Origin of the sequence: Ohtaekwangia sp. (genome assembly GCF_036568665.1) — a bacterium.
Lineage (GTDB): Bacteria > Bacteroidota > Bacteroidia > Cytophagales > Cyclobacteriaceae > Ohtaekwangia.
Window position 1 is genome coordinate 16,023 of record NZ_DATCSD010000225.1, and the last position, 18,200, is coordinate 34,222.

The following is an 18,200-nucleotide window of genomic DNA, read 5'->3' on the forward strand; positions in this document are numbered from 1 at the left end:
ATATGTACTTCGTATGCCTGCACGATGTTTAGAGATTCTGTTTTTTCATTTCATCAATTATATACTCCGATGCGCGCATCGAGAGTGCCAGAATAGTCCACGTAGGATTTTTATCTGCCTGTGAAACAAACGGACCTCCATCTACTACAAACAGATTTTTACATTCATGTGCCTGGTTATATTTATTCACTACCGATTTCTTCGGATCGTTCCCCATACGCGTTGTACCTACTTCGTGTATAATGCGACCGGGAGCTTCCAAACCATAATTACTTTCGGCACCGGCTTTACCCCACGTTACTTCTGCGCCCATCTTGTGAATGATCTCTTCAAAAGTTTCCTGCATGTGTTTCGCTTGTTTGATCTCGTGATCGCTCCACTTGTAATGGAAGCGCAACACCGGTATACCAAATTTATCTACTACCGTAGGATCAATTTCGCAGTAATTATCTTCGCGTGCAATGGCTTCTCCACGACCGGCCATACCAAACGTTGCTCCGTAAAAATGGCGATAGTCATCTTTCAACCCCGCACCATAGCCACCGGCAGGTTTCATCTTTCCATCGCTGCCAGCATATTTACCGTTGATGCCTTCTATACCAAAACCAAATCCATAGCTTGGCATATCCATACCTCCCCAGTATTCAATGTGGTATCCGCGTGCAAAGTCAAGCTTCTTGTTATCGAGCCACCACGGAGTATATACGTGCATACCACCTACACCATCTTCGTTATAGCGCTTGCGTCCTACCAGTTTCGGAAGGAAACCTCCCATAGCAGAGCCTGTAGAGTCGTGCAGATATTTACCCACCACGTTGCTTGCATTAGCCAGTCCGTTTGGATTGCGCGATGATTTTGAATTGAGTAACAAGCGTGCAGATTCGCAGGCACTCGCTGCCAGCACAACGATCTTGGCTTTAACGGTATATTCCTGTTTATCGTCTTTGTTGATGAACGATATACCGGTTGCCTCACCTTTATCGTTCGTTAATACTTCGCGCGCCATAGCGTTCGGTATAATATCAACATTGCCGGTAGCGATAGCCGGTTTTACCAATACCGATGACGAAGAGAAATCGCCATATACTGTACAACCGCGATTACATTGTGAACAGAAGAAACAAGCGCCCCTGTTTTTATTATTCGGCAGCGGACGTGTAAGGATTGATAAGCGTGAAGGAATTACCGGCACGCCCATCGCGGTTGCAGCATCTTTGATAAAGAGCTCGTGCAGGCGTGGCTTGGGCGGAGGAAGAAAAATTCCATCGGGCTCATTCGCTATATTTTCTTTTGATCCGAATACACCAATGAGCTGATCAACTTTATCGTAGTACGGTGCTACATCTTCGTAACCTATAGGCCAGTCATCACCGAGGCCATCTATACTTCTGTGTTTAAAATCTTTCGGGCCAAAGCGCAATGATATGCGTCCCCAGTGATTGGTGCGTCCTCCCACCATGCGCGAGCGAAACCAATCGAACTGTGTTCCATTCTTGTGTGTATACGGTTCGCCTTCCAGTTGCCAGCTTCCGTATGCCGCATCAAAATCACCGAAGCCTCTATAGTATGTGCTGGCTCCTCTGCGCGGAGACTCCCACGGCCATTTTAGTTGCATCACATTTTTAGCGGGATCATATAGCGGGCCGGCTTCGATCAACACTACTTTGATACCAGCATTGGCCAGGGTATATGCGGCCATTCCGCCACCAGCTCCTGTACCTACGATGCAGACATCGTACGATTTGGTTGTTTCCTTGATTTGAAAATCGGGCATAAGAGTAAATGAGGTTTGTTAAATGTAGTTTTTATAAATTCTTAAAAAAAGTATAACGATGAACGATACCGTAGAATTACACCAATACAACATGGACAGGATAAGAGGTTGGTTTTTTCAGACACGAAACACAGTGTCGTATTAAAAAATATCCCTGCTCTGGCAACGTGCCTGGAGCAGGGAATTTCAACTAACCCCAAATCAATGAAGATTGATGTTTTATTGCCAGCCCGGGTTGTTTGGCTTCAGGTTCGGATTGTTCCTGTAGTCGGCAGCAGGCAATGGCAACAGCAAATGTTTATCCTGAAGTGTAACATTGGTGCTTAACGTAGCACCTACAAAATCAACGAAAGTATCACTCTCATCATCGTATACTTTCCTGAGGCGAAGCATATCAAACCAGGTAATGCCTTCGTAGCTCAACTCGTGCCAGCGCTCGCGCCATACTGCTTCGCGGAATGTTGCCTGATTATAGGTACCTATAGCAGGTGTAGTAAGCTCGGCACGATCGCGTATAGCGGTGAGTGCTGCGTATGCTTCTGCTGTTGGGCCGCCTACTTCGTTCTGTGCTTCTGCATACATCAGGAGTACATCGGCATAACGAATCAATGGATAGTTAAGACCGGAGTTACCAGTACCGGGTAATCCCGGAGGCGGTGCACCGTTTGCTACTACATCAAAGTGTTTAAATATATAGAAGCGGTTAAGCGTAGTAGGAGCACCCACACCACCATCGAGATAATATTGTTTGAAGTAAAATCCTTTTTCTGCTGCACGCTTGTCGCCAGCTTCATAGGATGCGAGGAATGATGCTGTTGGAACGGTCGTTCCTACTTCTCCGGATGCCGTGATGTTTGTGTTGTTCGGCAGGAAATAAGATTGATAGTTAGCATTGGCTATACCGGCTGCATATTGTATTTCGAAAATATGTTCCAGTGTATTTTCTTTTGTCTGATCGTGCAGGTAATCGTAGCTGGTAAACAATGCGATCTTATCCGGATTAGCATTGGCATAATCGATAATCTCTTTTGCCTTGGCAGCAGCTTTCTGATAATACGCTGTGCCTTTGTTGAGCGGATACCCGGCCATGGTAATATATACTCTGGCCAGCAGAGCTTTTACAGCTGCCTGCGATGCAAGCCCGGATGCATCCATCATCGGGAAGTTGGCTGCTTCGGCCGCGAGCAGGTCGGCTTCAATGGTGGCGTATACCGCCTCCGTTGTAGCGCGCGAAGCATTCACGTTTGGATCGGTCCACGTATAGATTGGCGAAGTAAGCAGAGGCACATCGCCCCACAGGCGCACCAGCCAGAAGTAATGGAACGCACGCATAAATTTAGCATGACCTACCCATTTGGTAACATCGGCATCGGTGATATTCGGTATAGTGGGTATCTTTTCAATGGCCAGATTGGCATTCGCTATACCATCGTAGAGTTGTCTCCACCATTGTGTAAGGTGAAGATTGTCTCCGGTATATTGAAAACCATACAGGTTGTTCAGATCAGAGTTTTGTCCGGTTTCCGTTTCAGCGGTTCCGCTTAATGCATCCAGCATTTGAAAGTTAGCCGAAAATATACCGGTACCATCGCCATGAAAGCGCAGGTTCTCATATATACCATATACCGCAGCTTCTGCATCCTGTGGTGTTTTAAAGAATGTTTCGGGTGCAATGTTCGAAGGATCTTCTTCTTTCAGAAAATCAGAACACGATGCACTTATCAGGAGAACTCCTCCGAGGAGTACTTTTCCAATATTTTTTATCGTGATATTCATGTGTAAGTCTTTGTGTTTAGTGGAACTATAAACTTGCACTTAAACCGAGCATATATAGTCTTGGCTTCGGATAATCGAAGAATGTTTGTCCCTGTGCAAAAGGATTGGTATAGGTAGATACTTCCGGATCATTACCACTGAAGTTGGTGAGCAGGAAGAAATTCTGTACCGATGCATAGATGCGCAGTTTGCTGAGATGGATTTTCTCTACCGATGATGATGGCAGTGTATAGCCCAGCATAATATTTCTGCCGCGCAGGAACGAACCATCTTCTACCCAATGTGTATCTACGTTGGATACATAGCCTGCTTTTGAATCGCGTATAGCAGCAATGTCAGTATTCTGATGTTCCGGTGTCCACGCATTCAATACTGATCGATAGCTGTTGGCAAGACCGGTGCGATCTTCACCTGAGTGCTTCGTCATGTTCAGCACATCATTGCCATACGAGTATTGTAAGTCTATCGTAAAATCGAATGCTTTATACTGCAGGTTGTTGATGAACGATCCGTATGATTTAGGATTACCATTACCGATGATCATACGATCGAGATCGTTGATGGCGTGGTCGTTGTTAACATCCAGGTATTTTACATCGCCCGGAAGAAGAGGTTTGCCTGTGCCGCGATATGTATTCTGTCCGAACTGTGCAGCTTCAGCCGTTTCGTTCGTGCCCCATGTACCCAAGCGTACAAGTCCCCAGAACGAACCAACCGGTTGTCCTTCCATGATCACACCGGTTTGATTGGTAAAGTTCGGGTTTCCCACACCAAATATAGGGGCGGGGTTTGCGAGCTTCAGTACTTTGTTACGATTCATGGCAATGTTGAAAGTACTTTTCCACATGAAGTTGTCGGTAGTAACATTCTCGGTAGTAAGTATCAATTCAAAACCTTTGTTCTCCATGCTGCCCACGTTGCGGGTAATGGTTTCATAACCGGATGTTACCGGAAGCGGAGCGGCCAGTAGCATGTCCGTTGTTTTGCGATAGTATAGATCAGCTTCTATAGCGATACGGTTGTTGAGCAAACCGATCTCCACACCTATATCTGACTGTGCTGTCTTCTCCCACTTTAAATCAGGATTGCCGAGACGATTCGTAGCAACGCCTAATGCACGTGAGTTGTTTACTACACCGGTTACTACGCGCAAGGTTGGCAATGCAGAGTAGGGTGTAATTTCAGAGTTACCGGTAAGGCCATAGCTGGTGCGCAGCTTCAGGTTTGATATAACGGTATTGTTTTTAAGAAAGGGCTCATCGGATATACGCCATGCCAACGCTGCTGAAGGGAAGAATGCATACTTGTTGGATTTACCAAACTTGGATGATCCATCCATACGACCGGTAACGGTTAACAGGTATTTATCTTTGAGACTATAGTTAACACGACCGAAGTATGAGTTGAACGCGAAGCGCGAACGACCTGAACTGATAGGAGGAGAGTCTACAGCGAAGTCCTGTGCACCACCGATGTTGTTGGTTTGAAAGAAGTCGGTGATGAAATTGCGTGAGCTCGCCTGAAAGAAGTATGAATTTGTTTCCTGTAATGATGTACCGAGCATAGCGGTGAGTGAGTGTATATCAGCCAGGCGCTTGGTATAGGTCAGGTAATTTTCAAACGACCAGAATGTTTCGCGATCGCTGCGAACACGTGCTGTGCCGCGTTCGTTAGCGGTGTTTACATACGTAGGGGTTTGTGGTGCAGGTCTTCCATCGTAACGTCTGCGTTCACGCTCCAGTACATTTATACCTACTGTAGAGCGAAGTTCCAATCCTTCTGCGAGGCGTACGTTGGCATATATATTTCCCATGGTCGTGCGGCTCAACAGCTTGTATGTATTCTGGATCATCTGGTCAACCGGGTTCTGACCACCTTCCATGGACGGAGAGTAATTTTTGTTGTGAGAATATACTCCGTTCGGATATTGCACAGGAAGTATAGGCAATGCTTCGGTGATCATACGCACGGAGTTAAGACCACCTGTACCAAAATCTACTATATTTTCTTCCTGGTTGTTATAGCCTAATGTACCGCCAATCTTTAACCACGATTTTACTTTGGTATCCATCACAAATCTTCCGGAGTAACGCTTCAGGTATGAATTGAGCAGTAAACCATTGTCATCGCGATAGCCAAAGAATAAACCATAGCTATTATCAGCATTACCACCGGTAACAGATACCTGGTGATTTTGTGATAGTTTACTTTGTGTTGATTCTTTCAGCCAGTCCGTATCATATAGCGGGTTGCCCTGGTCATCGAACAATGCATATACACCTGCGTTACTTTGTGTGAGTGCTGCACGCGCGTCTTGTGGATCTTGTCTTCCGGAAGAGTGCGAGCCTGTGCCGTGTGGCCCACCCGTTGGATTCCATCCGGCAGGATCATATACTTTCATGTTATCCCAACCGGTTTGCTCTACCTGCAAAAACTCGCGAGCGTTCAGCATCTTTACTCTGTGCGGGCCAATGGTAGGCACGCTCAGCTGCATATCGTAAGTAACTTTACTACCGGTGCTGCTTCCTCTTTTTGTTGTGATGATAATAACACCGTTGGCACCGCGGGCACCATATATAGCGGTAGACGATGCGTCTTTCAATATTTCGATCGAGGCTATATCGGACGGATTTATATTATCAATAGCATTGTTGAGGGAATACGAACCATCGGTTTGTGTACCTACCGGCATGATCACACCATCCACTACATAAAGCGGATTGTTGGATGTACTGATAGAGCTGAAACCTCTGATGCGCACATTCGATTGGCCACCCGGACGACCTGAGTTTACACTGACTGCAACACCTGCTACGCGACCAGCGAGTGCCTGGTTTACAGAAGGTAATTGCCGCTCCTGTATCTCTTCTGATTTTATAGAACCCACCGAACCGGTTAAGTCCGATTTCTTTTGTGTACCATATCCCACAATTACCACTTCTTCCAGCGATTTGGTATCGCTCGACAAGGTAACGGCTATAGAGGTTTGTGCACCTACTGTAATTTCCTGTGTAGAGTATCCTATAAATGAAAAGACAAGTATAGCATTGCCATCCGGAACGGTAATGGTAAAATTACCATCAGCATCGGTAGTGGTTCCCAGTGTAGTGCTTTTCACAAGTATATTTACTCCGGGTATAGGAGAGCCGCTGTCATCGCGCACAGTTCCGTTTACCGTTATCTCACTGGATATACTCGAAGAGCCGCCATCCAGTGCATTGTTTACATAATTTCTGGTGAGTATAATCTGGTTGCCATCGGCTTCGTACGAAATGCCCAGCGGTATAAATATTTTCTTCAATACCTGGTCGAGGCTTTCGTTAAAAACATGAAGTGTTACCCGCTCATGTGCGGATAGCAGTTGTGAATGATACAGGAATTTAGCCTGCGTTTCTTTTTCGATCTTGCTCAAAGCAGAACGGATCGATGTGTTATCGATACTGATGGTCACTTTCTTTTCCAGTATCTGGGCGGAGCTCCCATTCGCATAACCTATGCTAATGAGGCCGGTGAGCAAAACAATCTGTAGTAGGGATACGCGCATGATGAACCGTACAAACGCATTGATTTGTAGCCGTTTTTTCATAATCTTTGAAGGTTGTCTTAATGTTTAACTAACTACGGGACAATGCCTCCCGACATCCCTGGCCGGATGTTGCTTAGCGCAAAATTGGGAGGACTTACAGCCGATGATGCCGACTGGCGTCATCGGTTCTTTTTGTGTATCAGGTTTTGCTTTCTTGTTTCATGGGTTTGGGGGATTAGTTTTGGGTTGAGGAACTTCACTGGCAACCACTGCCGGTGATGATGACGTGTGCATCCAGTATTTCGTACCGGGCATTTATACCTTTACAGATAAGCCGAAGTTTATCGTGAAAAGAAAGATCGTTGAGTGATGCATTCAAAAAGCAATTCACCATCGCTTCATCATCATATACTATATCTACACCATACATCTGTTCGAGCTGTGTAAATACTTCACTGATGGGAGTATCGATATAGTTAAATTCATGCACTGGTGCTGCCGGAAGTACAACAGGCTCTGCTACAAGCGACTTGATCATGCTGGCGAGATCGCGCGAAAATACCACTTGTTGATTGGGTAATAATAGCGTTCCGTTCAGCGCAGGGAAGACTGGTATATTATCCTGGTCTGATCCATTTACTTCTTTTGATAAAGTATAGACCGATACTTTTCCTGTTTTTACTACCACCGATATATTTCGCTCCTGTTCATAGGCACGCACAGTAAAACTGGTGCCCAGCACTTGCGTAACAATTTCGTTGGCATAAACGAAGAAAGGTTTCCTGGCATCTTTGGTAATATCGAAGAAGCCTTCGCCGGAAAGATATACCTGTCGCTTATGTTCGCTAAATGTTTTCGGGTATGCCAGTGTAGAATTGGGTTGCAGCGTTACACGGCTGCCATCGCTTAGCTGCAAGGTTTGTGGTATAGTGCTCCTGTTTTTATAGCAGGTTAAGTTTTTATTTATCGGAATACTGGCTGGTATATCGGCTCTCGTTAAAGCAGACGATGGATAATAGAGATAAGCAAATATACCGGCAAAGAGCAGCATGGCTATAGCAGCAGCTATACTATACCACGCACTATATTTATTGGTTTTGTTTTTAACAACCGGTGGCTGCAGTGGTTGTGTGTTATCTATTGCCAGGCTGATATGCTGCCACATCTCCTGTTTTTTATTTTCCGATAGTGAATGCTGCTTTTCCGTTAGCACCGCTTGTACCATAGCGCGGGCTTCATCCACCACCTCACGCATGTCCGGATGTTGCGTGAGCCATTTAACCCATTGCCGGTTTAGGGCATCATTCGTCCCGTCAGATTTTACCCAACGGATAAAATCCTCATCCTGCGCAAAGTCTGCAGCCGCCCGGTAATGGTTATACTTTTTCATACAAATAATAAGATAGAGCCAGACAAGTTTATATATACCAAGAGAAGCGGAGTGCCTGGTTTAACTCACGTATGCAGAAAAATATTTTTAAAGGGCAGGAGAGGGCAGTGCTCTATAAAACTGACATCAGAAATACAAAGCTCGAAATAACCAGTCGTGCATACTGGCGCAGGTGTTCGAGCCCGCGTTGAATCAGGTTACGCACCGATTGTTCATTTACCTGCATAAGGTCTGCAATCTCGGCATAACTGAGTTCGTCATAGAAACGCAGTACGATCGCTTCATACTGTCGCGGAGAAAGATTGTTGAGATTATACTTTAGCAGCTGCGACTGTGCATGTACTTCTTCGTGTTGTATAACACGCGCTTCTTCGGATAATGAAATGAGATTGATATCGTCCCACTGAAAATCAAATCGTATAGCTGAAGCGTTGCGCTGATCCTCTTTTATAATTCTTCTGCGAAGTGAAGCATATAGATAAAAGCGGATAGATACCGGTGTTGCCAGCTTTTGCTGATATCGCCACAGATCGATGAAAACGTCTTGTATAGCATCTTCGACCAACGCTGTGTTGGGGCAAATCTTGCGGCCATAATTATATAGGGCCTTCACGTGCAGATCATACAACTGTGCCAGTGCATGCTTGTTGCCACAACGTATTTCGCTCCAAAGGTTCAGGTCTTTTGTCAGGTCCATAAGTATAACAAATGGATGATTGGTTAGGACAAGTTTATAATTTCAATCGATTTCTAAAAGGATTCACAAAAAAAGTTCGCGCGGTGATTCGATGAACACTACCGTGTTATGTACGCACGATGCAGGCATTGAAAGAGTTAGACGTAATGGAGAAGTATGGGAAGATCAGTGCTTGTGAGAAGCATGACCGGAAGTTTTTTTGCGTGGTACAGGATCATAGCCATGTGTGCCCCACGGATGACAACGACTGATGCGTTTCAGACCAAGCCATATACCTTTCATGATGCCCCACTCCTGAATGGCCTCTATGGTATATTGTGAACAGGAAGGTGTATGCCTGCAATTAGAACCCAGCAGCGGAGAGATGCTATACTGATAAAAGCGAATGGGTAATATAAAGAGCTTGCGTAGCATAATTTGTTGCTGGGCATCCGATACTATATATATACCAGTGCCCAATAAAACTATTCGATAGAGAAAGTTATCTCACCATCTTTACCATCCTTCAATTGTACACCGAGTTGTTTCAGGTCATCGCGGATCTTGTCAGACAAGGCATAGTTTTTATCAACCCGGGCCTTCTTTCGTAAGTCGATCAATACATTTACTACTCCGGCAAGAAGTTCGTGGTTATGCTCTTCTTCTTCACGCAAGCCAAGTACATCTTCCATAATACCGATATAGGTATTTTTGAAAGCCGTAAATGTTTCTTCGGATATACTCTTCAGTGAAATGTTACCCGATTTAAAATCATTGATGCGTGCCGACATTTCAAATAATGCTGCCAATGTTTTAGCCGTATTGAAGTCGTCACTCATATTGGTAAAGCAAGCGTTGATCATGTTCTGAAGATCTTCACCCAATTCTTTACTATCGGTGCCGCCACCCGGATGGGTCAGCTTCTTTACTATACCTAACGCGTTGGATAATTTTTTAAATCCTTTCTCCGCAGCATTTAGTGCTTCATTAGAGAAATCCAATGTGCTGGAATAATGCGATTGCAGCATAAAGAATCGCACCGTCATCGGGCCATATCCTTTTTCCAGCAACGGGTGGTCACCGGTAAAAAGCTGGCGTGGCAAAAATGAATTACCCAATGACTTGCTCATCTTCTGGCCATTCACGGTAAGCATATTGGAGTGCAGCCAGTAGTTAACGGGTTGTTTTCCATTAGCACCAACTGCCTGTGCGATCTCACATTCATGGTGCGGAAACTTGAGGTCCATGCCACCGCCATGTATATCAAAAGTTTCTCCCAGGTATTTTGTACTCATCACCGTACATTCAATATGCCATCCGGGAAATCCTACACTCCACGGTGATGGCCATTGCATAATGTGATAAGGCGATGCTTTCTTCCAGAGAGCAAAGTCGATCTTGTTTCGTTTCTCATCCTGGCTATCGAGTTTCCTTCCACTCTCCATCAACTCTTCCACTACACGCCCGGAGAGTATACCATAGTTATGCTTGTCGTTATAGCGCGTTACGTCAAAATATACCGAGCCGTTGGCTTCATATGCGTATCCCTGATCGATCAGCTTCTTGGTAATCTCGATTTGTTCAACGAGGTGTCCTGTAGCAGAAGGTTCTATACTGGGAGGGAGTATATTAAACTGGCGCATTACTTCATGAAAGCCTTCGGTATAGTGTTTCACTACTTCCATGGGCTCCAGTTGTTCCAGACGCGCTTTTTTAGAAATCTTGTCTTCACCTTCATCGGCATCATTCTCCAGGTGGCCTACATCGGTAATGTTGCGTACATAGCGCACTTTAAAGCCGAGGTAACGGAAGTATCGTGATACGATATCAAAAGTAAGAAAGGTGCGTACGTTGCCGAGGTGTACATCATTATATACTGTAGGGCCGCATACATACATGCCTATATGGCCTGCATTAATGGGTTTAAACAGTTCTTTTTTTCCTCCGAGGGAGTTGGATAGCTGTACTGGATATTTATCGTAAAGAGCCATAGCGTAAAAAATCGGCCGAAAATACTTATTAAAAAGATAACCAACGATTTTGAAAGGTATTGGGATGATCTTTTTACAGGAGCGAAGGTTAAATTTTTTTTAGGGATATAACTTCTTGGTTTATACCGTGTTTCCGGGCACAAATCCCGTGTTCCCGAAAACGTTTTCTGAAATATTTGCTTCAGTACGGGTAATTAGCGAGCTTAGCAAACGATTTCGACAAAATGAGGACTTCATCCCCCAGAATCTTCTTATCTCCCAACAAAATTTAATCTATGAACGAAGCCAATTTTCAGAGAAAACGCGTGCACAAACGCTTTCACTATCGAAATCGTAAACGATTGTGAAAACGTTTACGAAAGTATTTTTAGCATTTTTTAAATACTGAATGAACAAAACTTTTATTTTCGACTAATGCACAATACGGAATATTGTTTTGTGTATTGAAGTGTAACCAAATCAATTAACCCAAATCAATCTATGAAAAAACTCTACAGACGATTGAGTTTCATGGCAGTTATCTTGCTGATACTCGGATCTGTACCTGTACTCGCTCAGAGCACGCGGGTAGCAGGAACTGTCAAAGACGAAACTGGTGAGCCGGTTCCTGGCGTCAGTATTCTTGAGAAAGGAACCACCAACGGTACCACTACCGACACGGATGGTAAGTACTCCCTGAATGTATCAGGTCCTAATGCAACGCTCGTATTCTCCTTTATCGGTTATGCAACGCAGGAAGTTGCCGTTAATAATCAAACAACTCTCGATGTATCGCTCAGTGCTGATGTACAATCGCTGCAGGAAGTTGTGGTTACAGGTTACGTGAGTGAACGCAAGCAGGATATCGTTGCTGCGGTATCTACACTCTCTGCCCGTAACACTACAGCCATTCCTATCTCTAACGTAGAACAAGCTATGCAGGGTCGCGTAGCCGGTGTGCAGGTAATTACTTCCGGTCAGCCAGGTGCTGCTAACCAGGTGCGTATCCGTGGCTTTGGTTCATTTACCAGCAACACACCGCTATATATAGTAGATGGTGTGCCTACTTACGATGTATCAGACATCAACCCGAACGACATTGAAACAACTACGGTATTGAAAGATGCCGGTGCTGCTTCAATATACGGTTCACGTGCATCGTCTGGTGTTATCGTGTATACTACTAAACATGGCAAACGCGATGGCAAAATTGCTGTAACGTATGACATGAGTGTGGGGGTAACAAATCCTGGTAAAGGAATTGACATTCTGAATCCACAACAAACTGCCGACAAGACTTGGGAAGCATTGAAAAATGCCGGCAGTGAAGTGAAACACCCTCAATACGGAACGGGTGCGACACCTGTATTGCCAGACTATATTAACGTTGGTGCTAAAGATGCTGATGGTAACTGGGCTGCTAACGGTGGTGTATTTGAAGGCGACCCACGCATACAAGTTGCCCGCGATAATTATAACGTAGACTTTGATAAAGGTCCTATCGTACAGGTAGTAAAGGCAAACAAGGCAGGTACCGACTGGTATGGTGCTATGACTCGCACCGCTCCGATCACGCGTCACTCATTAGGTCTTTCCGGTGGTAATGACAAGAGCCACTTCTTTTTGGGCCTAGGTTATTACAACCAGCAAGGTATAGCCATCAACCAGTACCTGAAGCGTTATACAGCACGTTTGAACTCCGAGTTCAGCGTTGTTGATCGTGTACGTATCGGTGAAAACTTCCAGGTAGCTTACCGCGATAACCCAACATTGGGTGATCCTCAAAGTGAAAACCAGTTGAACATGGCGTATCGTATGAACCCGATCATCCCGGTATATGATGAATATGGCGGATGGGCTGGTACTGCTGCTCCTGGTTTGAACAACCCCGCTAACCCTGTTGCCAGTCTTACCCGTCTGAGCAAAGACTACAACCAACAAAACAGATTAGCACTCCTCGGAAATATATATGCCGAAGTAGATGTGTTGAAGAACCTGACTTTCCGCACGAGCTTCGGAGGTACTTATCAGTCGGGCTATGCAATGCAGTACGGTTTCCGTACGTATGAAAACTCTGAGAACAACGGTGCATACTCTATCAGTGAAGCTGCATTTTACAGAGCAGACTATACTTTCACCAACACCTTGCGTTATGAAACGAAGATCGGAACAGATCATTCATTCAAAGCCTTGTTAGGTGTAGAAGCTATCAAGCTGGGAGGTATAGGTCGTGCTATCAGCGGTTCAGGTTTGAATCCATTCTCGAATGACCCGAACTATATCAGTATAGGTAACAGCCAGGCTGCTGGCCGCTCTGTGAGCAGTAATCCTATATCAACACCAACTCGTTTGGCTTCTTACTTCGGACGCTTAGACTATGCGTTGAAAGACAAATATCTGTTGAGTGTAACAGCAAGACGTGACGGTTCTTCTGCATTCGGTCCTGAAAACAGAATCGGTTATTTCCCTGCAGTAACTGCCGGCTGGCGCATGTCATCAGAAAGCTTCATGCAAGGTCTTACCTGGATTGATGATTTCAAACTTCGTGGTGGTTGGGGTGTAATGGGTAACCAGAATATTCCTCCTGCTAACCAGTATACATTATATACCAGTACACCAAGCACAGGATATGATATCAACGGATCGAATGGATCTGTATCTGGCGGTATCATTCCTCAGCAATATGGTAACCCTTCCGGTAAATGGGAAAGAAACATTACAACCAACGTAGGTTTTGACGGATTGTTCCTCAATGGTACTTTGGATGTTATTGTGGATGTATGGCACAAGAAAACAGAAGACCTCCTGTTCAACCCTCCGCTGCCTGCAACTGCCGGTAACCCTCCCAACATTCCTTATGTAAACGTGGGTAGTATGGTGAACAAAGGTATAGACCTGCAGATCATCAAGAGACAAAAAATTACCAACGACCTGAACATCATTGTTGATGGTAACATCAGCTTTATCCATAACAACATCACGAAGGTTAAAGATGGTCTGGAATACTTCAGCACCGGTACATATCGTAACCTTACTTTCGTGCGCAACCAGGTTGGTCACCCGCTTTCAGCATTCTATGGTTACAAAGTGGTTGGATACTTCAGCGATGCTAACGATGTTGCCAACTCACCTACACAAGATGGTGCAGGCCCGGGCCGCTTCAAGTATGCTGATATCAACGGTGATAACAAGATCGATGCAAACGACCGTACTTTCATCGGAAGCCCGATCCCTAAATTTACTTACGGTTTGAACCTGACAGTAAACTATAAAGCGTTCTCACTCGAAGCATTCTTCTATGGAAAATCAGGAAACGATATCGTGAACTTCACAAGATGGTTCACCGATTTCTATCCTTCATTCTCCGGAGCTGCGATCGGTGCCCGTACACTCGACTCATGGACTCCTGAAAACAAGAACGCTGCGACTCCTATATATGAGAACGTATCGAACTTCAGTACCAATACACAGGCTAACTCTTACTACGTAGAGAACGGTTCTTACCTGAGAATGAAGAACCTGCAAATAAGCTACAACCTGCCAGCAGCTGTGCTGCAGCGCGTAGGTATATCAAAAGCCAAAATATTTGTGCAAGGTGTTAACCTGTTTACAATCACTAAGTATAAAGGTCAAGACCCTGAAGTTGCTTCCAGCGTGGATACAACACTGGGTATAGATGTAGGTAACTACCCTGCTACCCGTCAATATTCTATCGGTGTAAACCTTGGTCTCTAATCGATTTTAAAAAGATAACATTATATGCGTACAAGTAATAAATTCAAGATACTGAGTGGTGCAATACCACTGCTATTCCTGCTGATATATTCGTGCAGTGATAGCTTTCTCGATCAGCCTCAGAAAGGATCTCTCAGTAACGCGCAGGCATTAAGCAAGAAAGGTGCAGAACAAAGCCTTATCGGTGCTTATGCAGGCTTGAAAGGTCTGAACGGATCATGGACCGGTGAATATACCAACTGGGTATTCGGAAGTATAGCCGGTGGTGATGCACACAAAGGATCAGATGGTGGTGACCAGGCTGATATCAACCCGATCTATTCATTCACGGCTACTGCTACCAACAACTACTTCAACGATAAGTGGGTGGCATGCTACGATGGTGTAAACCGTTGTAACTCTACACTGAAAATTGTAAACCAGCTTTCAGATGAAGAATTGCCTGCAGAAGATCGCAAGCGCATTATAGCAGAAGCTCGTTTCCTTCGCGGATGGTATCACTTCGAAGCGAAGAGAATGTGGAACATGGTTCCGTATGTAGACGAAACAGTAGACTATACGTTGAACAACTATAACATTCCAAACAATGTTGACATCTGGCCAAAGATCGAAGCCGACTTTGAAGCAGCCTATACGGATCTTGCTGCAAGTGGTTTAGCCGCTGGTCGTGTTAACAAGTGGGCAGCAGGAGCATATCTTGCTAAAGCTTATCTGTATCAGGAAAAATATGGCGATGCAAAAGATATTTTCGATGATATCATTGCTTCAGGTGTAACGCCTGGTGGTGCAAAGTATGCACTGAACCCAAGATTCCACGACAGCTTTGATCCTTCCTTCGATAATAGTGCAGAGTCTGTATTTGGTTACCAGGCTTCTATCAACGATGGTTCTGGTGGTAACAATGCAAACTTCTTCTATATCCTGAACTGGCCTTACAACAACGGTCCTGGCGGATGCTGCGGATTCTTCCAGCCTTCTATTGAACTGGCTAACTCATACCGTACAGACGATAATGGTCTTCCTTTACTGGATGCATCTTACAATACAGGTGCTAATCAAGTGAAGAACGATCAGGGATTAGCAGTGACCGATGCATTCACTCCGGATGCCGGTAACCTCGATCCACGTATCGACTGGACGATAGGCCGCAGAGGCTTGCCTTACCTGGATTGGGGAAATCACCCGGGTGCTTCATGGGTTCGTCTGCAATCTAACGGTGGTCCTTACTCACCGAAGAAGCATGCGTATACCAACAGCGATGCAGGATCAGTTACCGATGGTAGCTCATGGACGAAAGGTCTTACTTCTATCAACTTTGTGTTCATGCGTTATGCCGATGTACTTCTGATGGCCGCTGAGTGCGAAGCACAAGTTGGTTCACTGGATCAGGCTCAGGTTTATGTTAATCTGGTGCGTGCAAGAGCTGCAAATCCAAATGGATTTGTTAAGGTATCAGATGCTCCAACCACAAAATCAAACTGGGATGCTTATGAAGATACTGCTGTTCCTTCACATAATGCAGCGAATTATGTTATAGATGAATATGCTCCAGGCACATTCTCTGGCAATGGTCAGGCTTTCGCTCTTCAGGCTATACACATGGAAAGAAAGCTTGAGCTGGCAATGGAAGGTCACCGCTTCTTCGACTTGGTTCGTTGGGGTGAAACTACCAGTGCAGGCGGTAATCCCGTGAACCTGCAAAGCTACCTGGATTACGAAGGAACCAAGCTTGGTATATACAACGGTGTGAAATTCACAACTGATAAGAACGAGTACTATCCAATTCCTCAAACTCAAATTGATTTACAACAATTGCCAGGAAAAGGATCGGCACTTACACAAAACAAAAACTATAATTAGGATTAAAATATAGTTTGATTGTTTAACAGATTTCAGCAAGGTCAATGTAAATTGACCTTGCTTTTTTTATAATAAGCCGCTATGAAATTTTTTACCCTACCCACTGTATTTTTTATTGCATTGCTCCTGGCCGGTTGTAAAGATTCAACGCCATCCTCTACACTCTTTCGGATCGTTCCGGCTGATGAGTCTGGAATAACATTCAATAATGTGGTTATTGAAAATGATACCTTTAACATTCTCACACATGAGTATATCTACAACGGTGGAGGCGTAGGCGTGGCAGATTTTAATAGAGATGGTTTACAGGATTTGTTCTTTGCGGGTAACACTGTACCGAATAAACTATATCTGAACAAGGGCAATTTTACGTTTGATGATATAACCGAAGCAGCCGGTGTAAATGAACCGGGCCGGTGGAACTCCGGTGTTGCTATTGCCGATGTGAACAGCGATGGCTGGATGGATATATATGTATGCGCTACAATGAAACCCGATTCTGCCGACCGCAGAAATATGCTGTTCATCAATAACGGTGTAGGGAAAGATGGTGCACTTACATTTACCAACAAGGCTGCCGACTATGGTGTGGAAGATGGCGGGTATAGTGTGAATGCAGCCTTCTTCGATTACGATCATGATAAAGATCTCGATCTGTATGTACTCATCAACCAGCGTATGGATCATTTGCCAACCAATTACAGACCCAAGATTACAGACGGCTCTGCACTGAATAACGATAAGCTATACCGGAACAATGGCAACGGAACATTTTCGGATGTTACAAAAGAAGCCGGTATAAATATCGAAGGTTTTGGATTAGGATTATCCATAGCCGACTTTAATCTGGATGGCTGGGAAGATATATATGTATCCAACGATTACCTTTCGAATGATGTACTCTATATCAATAATGGCAATGGTACATTTCAGAATAAGATCAGCGAATTTATAGGGCATCAGAGTCAATTTTCCATGGGGAATGACGCGGCCGATATTAACAACGATGGCCTGCCCGATCTGATCACGCTGGATATGTTACCCGAAACCAACGATCGGAAGAAAACAACCATCAGTAATAAATCATACTTAACCTATATCAACACCGAGAAGTATGGTTATGAGTATCAGTATGTGCGCAACATGCTTCATTTGAACAACGGATTGAATCATGGTATAAAATTCAGTGAAGTCGGGCAACTCGCAGGAGTATATCAAACCGAATGGAGCTGGGCACCACTGTTTGCAGATTTTGATAACGATGGTAATAAAGACCTGATCATTACGAACGGTTTTCCCAAAGATGTTACCGATAAAGATTTTGGAAATTACCGTGCAGATGTTGGTAACGTAGCAACGCCTGCGCAGCTCATCGACTCTATACCGGTGGTTCGTATACCCAACTATGCTTTTCGAAATAAAGGCGATCTTACATTTGAGGATGTTACCAATAGCTGGGGTTTTAATACTCCGTCATTCTCGAATGGCGCTGT

General features: G+C 44.6%; 10 protein-coding genes. 3 read left to right on the forward strand and 7 right to left on the reverse strand.

Annotation, left to right across the window (positions count from 1 at the left end):
* Positions 1-28: 28 nt before the first annotated feature.
* The 7 genes from VIN08_RS12670 to cysS form a co-directional block, all read right to left on the reverse strand.
* Complete coding sequence (locus VIN08_RS12670; RefSeq protein WP_331965425.1) at positions 29-1,774, reverse strand: GMC family oxidoreductase; 1,746 nt, start codon at positions 1,772-1,774, stop codon at positions 29-31.
* A 219-nt stretch (positions 1,775-1,993) separates the two neighbouring features.
* Entirely contained in the window at positions 1,994-3,550 is a 1,557-nt protein-coding gene (locus VIN08_RS12675) for a RagB/SusD family nutrient uptake outer membrane protein (protein WP_331965428.1), read from the reverse strand.
* Positions 3,551-3,575: 25 nt separating this feature from the next.
* On the reverse strand, positions 3,576-7,136 hold the full coding sequence (locus tag VIN08_RS12680; RefSeq protein WP_331965431.1) for a TonB-dependent receptor: 3,561 nt from the start codon (positions 7,134-7,136) through the stop codon (positions 3,576-3,578).
* 196 nt (positions 7,137-7,332) lie between these two features.
* Entirely contained in the window at positions 7,333-8,466 is a 1,134-nt protein-coding gene (locus VIN08_RS12685; protein ID WP_331965434.1) for a FecR family protein, read from the reverse strand.
* 112 nt (positions 8,467-8,578) lie between these two features.
* Positions 8,579-9,163 (reverse strand): sigma-70 family RNA polymerase sigma factor, encoded by a 585-nt coding sequence (locus tag VIN08_RS12690; protein WP_331965436.1) that lies wholly within the window; start codon positions 9,161-9,163, stop codon positions 8,579-8,581.
* A 165-nt stretch (positions 9,164-9,328) separates the two neighbouring features.
* Positions 9,329-9,577: a membrane protein insertion efficiency factor YidD gene (gene yidD / locus VIN08_RS12695; protein WP_331965439.1), complete on the reverse strand. Its 249-nt coding sequence runs from the start codon at positions 9,575-9,577 to the stop codon at positions 9,329-9,331.
* A 50-nt stretch (positions 9,578-9,627) separates the two neighbouring features.
* Complete coding sequence (cysS, locus tag VIN08_RS12700) at positions 9,628-11,133, reverse strand: cysteine--tRNA ligase (protein ID WP_331965442.1); 1,506 nt, start codon at positions 11,131-11,133, stop codon at positions 9,628-9,630.
* A 480-nt stretch (positions 11,134-11,613) separates the two neighbouring features.
* On the opposite strand from cysS, the gene VIN08_RS12705 reads away from it, so the two are divergent.
* The 3 genes from VIN08_RS12705 to VIN08_RS12715 form a co-directional block, all read left to right on the forward strand.
* Positions 11,614-14,847 (forward strand): TonB-dependent receptor, encoded by a 3,234-nt coding sequence (locus tag VIN08_RS12705; protein WP_331965445.1) that lies wholly within the window; start codon positions 11,614-11,616, stop codon positions 14,845-14,847.
* 24 nt (positions 14,848-14,871) lie between these two features.
* Positions 14,872-16,707 (forward strand): RagB/SusD family nutrient uptake outer membrane protein, encoded by a 1,836-nt coding sequence (locus tag VIN08_RS12710; RefSeq protein WP_331965448.1) that lies wholly within the window; start codon positions 14,872-14,874, stop codon positions 16,705-16,707.
* Between the two features lie 81 nt (positions 16,708-16,788).
* The coding region (locus VIN08_RS12715; RefSeq protein ID WP_331965451.1) for a VCBS repeat-containing protein at positions 16,789-18,200 on the forward strand (1,412 nt) is incomplete at its 3' end.